This window comes from Clostridium sp. AF22-10 (assembly GCF_003478725.1).
GTDB classification, from domain to species: Bacteria; Bacillota; Clostridia; order Lachnospirales; family Lachnospiraceae; genus Otoolea; species Otoolea fessa.
Genome location: NZ_QUFZ01000042.1, coordinates 1 through 5,815 on the forward strand (window position 1 = coordinate 1; position 5,815 = coordinate 5,815).

A 5,815-nucleotide genomic window follows, 5' to 3' on the forward strand; every position below is an offset into this window, starting at 1 on the left:
TGTCATTTATAATCTAGCTAATATCGGCAATAGAGATTTTCATAAAAGAGAAAATTAAATAAGCGAATATATAAATGGAATCAATAAGATTCAAATAGATAAAATAAGAAAAGGAGAAACAGAAGTGAAAGATTTTAAAGGATTGAGTGACAATGAAGTTCTCAAAAGTAGAGAGCTTCATGGTAGTAATAAGCTACCAGAACCAAAACTAAAGAAATGGTATGATTTTGCAAAAGAAGCATTAAGCGAAAAAATCACAATGATTCTTATTGCCATTGCTATTTTACACCTTGTTCTAGCTGGAATGGGAGTTATGGATTTTTCAGAGCCGATTATGATCCTCATAGTATTAGGTATTGTGGCAGAAATTGCTGTTAAAACTGGATTAGGAGTTCAGAAATCATCAGAAGAATTAAGAGCAAAAACATCTACTAGATACTGTGATGTTATTCGAAACGGAAAGGTTCAGACAATTAATAAGAATGATTTAGTAGTTGGTGATCTTGCTATCGTAAGAATGGGATAGGAAGTTTTTGCAGATGGTTATATTGTCGAAGGTGGGATTTCTGTAAGTAATGCAGCTATCAACGGAGAAAGTAAAGAGTGTAAAAAATCTCCTATTGATGGATATGTACATGAGAAAACCACATCTACAGATGTTTATACAAACCAGAATTGTTTATTTGCTGGTACAACGGTTACTGCTGGTGAAGGTAAGATGATTGTGACAGATGTAGGAATGAATACTGTAAATGGCGATACTTTAGTTAAGATGCAGACGTTAGAAGCACCAAAGACAGCTCTCGATATTGCACTTGATAATTTATGCGACTTTATCTCAAAATGGGGAACTGTGGCTGCTCTGGTAACTTTTGTGGTACTTATGGCTACTGGTATCGCAAAGGTTGGATTTGATACATATTTTGGAAATGGTGTTCTGGATATTATTCAGAAAGTATCACAGAATTTTTCAGTAGCATTGACAATTATTGTTGCAGCGGTTCCAGAGGGACTTCCATTAATTGTTAAATTGGTTACTAAACAGAATGTTAAGGTAATGGAAAAATTCAATATCCTTACTAAAAATCCAGCAAAAATCCCGGAGCTTGCTTATGTTGATTTGATTTGTACTGACAAAACTGGAACACTTACTACAGGTATTATGACACCAAAAATCATTCTTGATGAAAATGGAAATGAGACAAGTTTAAATCACAATGGTTGTTATGATAGTATCAGAGATAATATTGTATTAAATAACAGTGCTACATTTGATGCGGATGGTAATATCACTGGAGGAAATTCTATTGATAGAGCTGTTCTGAGTCTTGTTAATCCAGAGGAATACGCTGAGATTTGTAAAAATAGTCCAATGGTGCATAAGCAGGTATTTAGTAGTGAAAATAAATATTCTGCATATGAAGTAAAAGATAAATATGGAAATATATTTACATATTATAAAGGTGCGCCAGAAAAGATTATTCAGAATTGTAATTTTAAGACTGCCAATACTAATATTTCTGTTCTGAATGAGAAGATTAAAGAGTTGACTAGAAAATCTATGAGATGTATTGCACTGGCTTGGTCATCAAAACCTCTAGTAGAGGGAATTTTACCTGACGATTTGGAATTTTCTGGAATTATCGGTGTAGTCGATCCTGTGAGAGATGAAGTGCCAAACGCTGTACAGCTTGCAAATAAAGGCGGAATTCAAGTTATCGAGATCACTGGAGATTGCTATGAAACAGCAGTTTCAATTGCTTCTGAATGTGGCATTTACAAGGATGGTGATGTCGCTCTGACAAATGACGAGTTTGAGAAGATGTCTGATGAAGAAGTAAAGAAAATCATCCCGTCTTTAAAGGTTGTTTCCAGATGTTCACCTAATACAAAACTTAGACTTGTTACTTTGGCGCAGGAAATGGGTAGATCTGTGGCGATGACTGGTGATGGCATCAATGACTCTCCAGCATTAAAGAGAGCGGATGTTGGTTTTGGTATGCAGAGTGGTTCTGATGTAGCCAAAGAAGCATCTGATATTATTCTAACGGATGATAACTTTGCGAGTATTGTAAAAGGCGTAGAGCTAGGACGTACATTCATGCATAATATCATGATGTTCTTAGAGTTCCAGTTACCTATTAATATCACACTTCTAATTCTGAGTACGCTTTATCCTCTGATTGCTACAAGTGCATTATTAGCTTCTGTACAGATTCTTATTATCAATATCATCATGGACTCCCTTAACTCTCTATCCTTTGGTGGAGAACCACCCAAAGCTGAATATATGGTAGAGAAACCAATTAAAAAAGGATCTGGTTTATTTATTAATGGTGCTAAAACGAGAATTGGAATTAGTACGTTTGTATTTATTGTACTGTATGGAATTATTACATTTAGTCCAGTATCAAATTTATTTGTATCTGATGTAGAGGCTATGACTGCTAGATTTGCATTACTATGTTTCATGGCGGTGTTCAACGGATTTAATATTCGTACAGAACATATCAATCTATTTAAAGGAATTGAAAAGAATAAGTTGTTTTCTGGAATTGCAGTAGGAATTTTTATTGGAACATTTTTCATTTGTAATCTATTAGGGAATCTTGTAAAAGTAACATCACTTGATTTAATGCAGTGGATCACTGTTATTGTTACTGCGTTTATGGTTATTCCAATTGATCTTATTAGAAAGATTATTCAAAGAAGTAGAAATAAGAGAATATGTAAGTGAGAAGACTGAGTGATGGAATTTAGTTTCATCACTCAGATATAAAAGATAAAGGAGATATAAAAATGGGATTATTTAGTAAAATTTTTAGAAAAGAAATAAAAGATTCAGGTGTTTTAACTCAGCAGGTTCCATCTAAACTTATGGGTACAGAAACAGTCTCTACATCGAATGTGATTGATATGTCAAAGTCAAAAGAGAATCTGAATAAGGTACTCATCGACATGTCTAAGAGTAGCAAAATCGATATGTCAAAGCATGTAGCAAGAGTAGCATTAGCAATGGATTATTCTGGTTCTATGTGTGATCTATTTGATAATGGTTCGGTACAGAAAGTTATTACTAGACTACTTCCAATTGCTCTTAAATTCGATGATAATGGGGAACTTGAATCATGGTTGTTCTCTAATTATTTTGAAAGACTTAAAGCAGTTACAATTAAGAATTACGATAATTATGTAAAGAAAGTTATGCAGAAAGCCCACATGAGTATGGGCGGTACATATTATGCACCAGTATTAGATGATATGGTTAAATATTACAAAGATATTGAACCTAGCGAAGTTCCTGCATTTATTATTTTCATTACAGACGGTGATAATTCTGATAGGTCTGCGACAAACGAAATTGTAAAGGAACTTTCAAATTACAACATCTTCGTTCAATTTATTGGAATTGGTAGAGCAAAATTCAATTATCTTAAATCATTAGATGATATGAAGGGTAGAAAGCATGACAATACTGGTTTTACCGCAGTAGAAGATATGAATAAGATGACTGATGAAGAGTTATATACTGAAATCCTTAGACAGTATAAGGATTGGCTGAATAAAAAATAAGAGAATATATAAGTGAGAAAGATAAAAATATTTAAGAAAGATGAGGTATCTAAAATGAGTAATGTAATTAACATGAGTAAGAATCAAAAGATTAACATGACAAAGAATGATGGAACTGTAATTAAGAACTTCTTCATTGGTGTAAATTGGGAGAAGAACAGATATGCTGGAGAATCAGATATTGATTTTGATATTAATGGATTTATTACTAATAGTGATAGAAAAGTCAAGTATCCAGATGATATTGTAAATTATAATACATATTCTGCATCTGAATACCCGTGGATTGAGTATTCTGGTGATAATCAGACTGGTGATGATTCTCAGGGAATTATGTTTGATGGTGTACATTACGATGAATCTTTTGTTGTTCATGCAGATAAATTCCCAAGTGATAGAACCGATTTTACAATTTGCTTAACTATTTATAGAGCAGTTCAGAGGCTTCAGAATTTCGGAATGGTAAATAATGCCACAATGATGATTTGTGATTATGATAATCCAACTACCAAGTGGACATATGACCTTTCTGAAGATGAGAATTTTGAAAAACTGAATGCTGTTGAAATTGGTAGACTGTATAAATATGGAGATGGTTTTAAATTTCAGGCACTTGGTTCTGGATACAACGGTGGTATGACAGAACTGTTTAAGAATTTTGGGCTTGATATTGATGAAGGAAGAGACTAAAGAGCCAATAGGAGAAAATATATAAATGAAAATCTTATGTTTTATTATTGTAGTAATTGCTATGATTTACTTCTTCAAATTCACTAAGACAGGCAAAAGACTCAAAATTAGAGTCTCTGGTACATCTGATGAAAAGTTCACTGAAGACGCTTCTACACCAGAGGGTGCAAAGGCTTATTATAATTCAGCTATTGCTCTTGCTGAAAAGAAATATAGTGACGAGTATGGTAAATATATTCAGCAAACAGGGAAAATTAAAACTTATGAAGAACAGCTTAGAGTTCTGAAGAAAGAAGATATGCAGTTAGATCTCAATATTAAGTCTTGCATTGACAAGAATGATGACAACGCTGCTAAAGTATATCTTATCAAACAAAAAAATAATGAAGAAAAGGCTGAAATCATTAAAAAGAATCTTGAAGATTTAAGAAGCGCAGCTAAGTTACAGGATGAGGTTGTTAAAAATCTTCATGATGAATTAGAGAATCTTAAAGCAGAAAAAGAAGTTTCCATTCTTGCCCTTGAGACAGCAGAAGCTACAAAATCTCTTCAAGCTACATCTGGTATATCTACTAATGAAGAAGATAAAATGCTTGAAAAGGTACGTGAGGGTGTTAAAAAAAGTAAAGAAGTGGCAGAGGGTTCTAAAATTGCTTACGAAAGTTCTTATGAGGTTCAAAAGAAACGTTTGGATAAGCAGATGAAAGATGATGAGATTCAGAAGAAGCTGGATGAACTGAAAGCTGGTAAGAAGAAATGATGATGTTAAGTATTAAAATGTATCTTGTTTGTATGATTGTGAGTTTCGCTATTGGTTATGTGATTGGTAGAAAATATAGAAACAAACAATAATTATTTTGGACTGGCTGGTGTTATAACTGGTCAGTCTGTTTTCAAAATGATAAAAGGAAAAAATATTATGAACTCAAATTGGATTAAATGTACTGAAGGACAAATGCCAGAAGATGATAAAAGATACGAAGGTAAGAAAGTAATCAATGTACTTGTTACCACAAATCGAGGTATGGTAACAAAAGTGCAAAGGCAATACTATGATGGGACATGGCATTGGGGAAGAATCAATGGTGGTATGAGAGCTTGGATGCCGTTGCCTGAACCATACAGAGAATAAATGAGGTGAAATAGATGGCAAATGAATTTACATTATATGGTGTAATGGATAAATCAACAGGGAAATTAGTAAGTAATCTTACAAACCCACGACACAAATATTGGGAAACAAGAAAAACTGCTGAGAATGCGGTTAGAAATTTTATGTCAAGACGTTATAACGCTGATAGGCAGCTAGAAGTTGTAGAAATTGAATGTAAGATACATACAGTGGACAGAGAATAATCTAATATAGAAATTTCTATCTTGGCGATTCAACCAAATTTTCTTGAGAAGAGAGGTGATAATTATAAAGCAAAATAGTTTTACAATTAGAAGTTGTAGAAATTGAATGTAAGATACATACAGTGGACAGAGAATAATCTAATATAGAAATTTCTATCTTGGCGATTCAACCAAATTTTCTTGAGAAGAGAGGTGA

7 protein-coding genes and 1 pseudogene are annotated in these 5,815 nt (G+C 33.2%); all 8 read left to right on the plus strand.

Annotated features, from left to right (window positions below; genetic code table 11):
• Nucleotides 1-124 precede the first annotated feature (124 nt).
• The 8 genes and pseudogenes from DWX91_RS17670 to DWX91_RS15740 all read left to right on the plus strand — a co-directional run bounded on the left by DWX91_RS17670 (nucleotide 125) and on the right by DWX91_RS15740 (nucleotide 5,619).
• Complete coding sequence (locus tag DWX91_RS17670) at nucleotides 125-526, plus strand: cation-transporting P-type ATPase (protein WP_243099082.1); 402 nt, start codon at nucleotides 125-127, stop codon at nucleotides 524-526.
• A gap of 15 nt (nucleotides 527-541) precedes the next feature.
• Nucleotides 542-1,033: pseudogene (locus DWX91_RS18300) on the plus strand (hypothetical protein); the annotation flags it as partial.
• Between the two features lie 24 nt (nucleotides 1,034-1,057).
• Nucleotides 1,058-2,737, plus strand: a complete 1,680-nt coding sequence (locus tag DWX91_RS15715) for an HAD-IC family P-type ATPase (RefSeq protein ID WP_412693932.1) — start codon at nucleotides 1,058-1,060, stop codon at nucleotides 2,735-2,737.
• Between the two features lie 62 nt (nucleotides 2,738-2,799).
• Entirely contained in the window at nucleotides 2,800-3,573 is a 774-nt protein-coding gene (locus DWX91_RS15720) for a VWA domain-containing protein (protein WP_118539682.1), read from the plus strand.
• Nucleotides 3,574-3,585: 12 nt separating this feature from the next.
• Nucleotides 3,586-4,263, plus strand: coding sequence for a TerD family protein (locus DWX91_RS15725; RefSeq protein WP_118539684.1), 678 nt, complete (start codon nucleotides 3,586-3,588; stop codon nucleotides 4,261-4,263).
• Nucleotides 4,264-4,288: 25 nt separating this feature from the next.
• Nucleotides 4,289-5,023: a PspA/IM30 family protein gene (locus DWX91_RS15730; protein WP_118539686.1), complete on the plus strand. Its 735-nt coding sequence runs from the start codon at nucleotides 4,289-4,291 to the stop codon at nucleotides 5,021-5,023.
• Between the two features lie 63 nt (nucleotides 5,024-5,086).
• On the plus strand, nucleotides 5,087-5,395 hold the full coding sequence (locus DWX91_RS15735; RefSeq protein WP_147354429.1) for a DUF551 domain-containing protein: 309 nt from the start codon (nucleotides 5,087-5,089) through the stop codon (nucleotides 5,393-5,395).
• Between the two features lie 14 nt (nucleotides 5,396-5,409).
• Entirely contained in the window at nucleotides 5,410-5,619 is a 210-nt protein-coding gene (locus DWX91_RS15740) for a hypothetical protein (RefSeq protein ID WP_118539690.1), read from the plus strand.
• The last annotated feature ends 196 nt before the right edge of the window (nucleotides 5,620-5,815 follow it).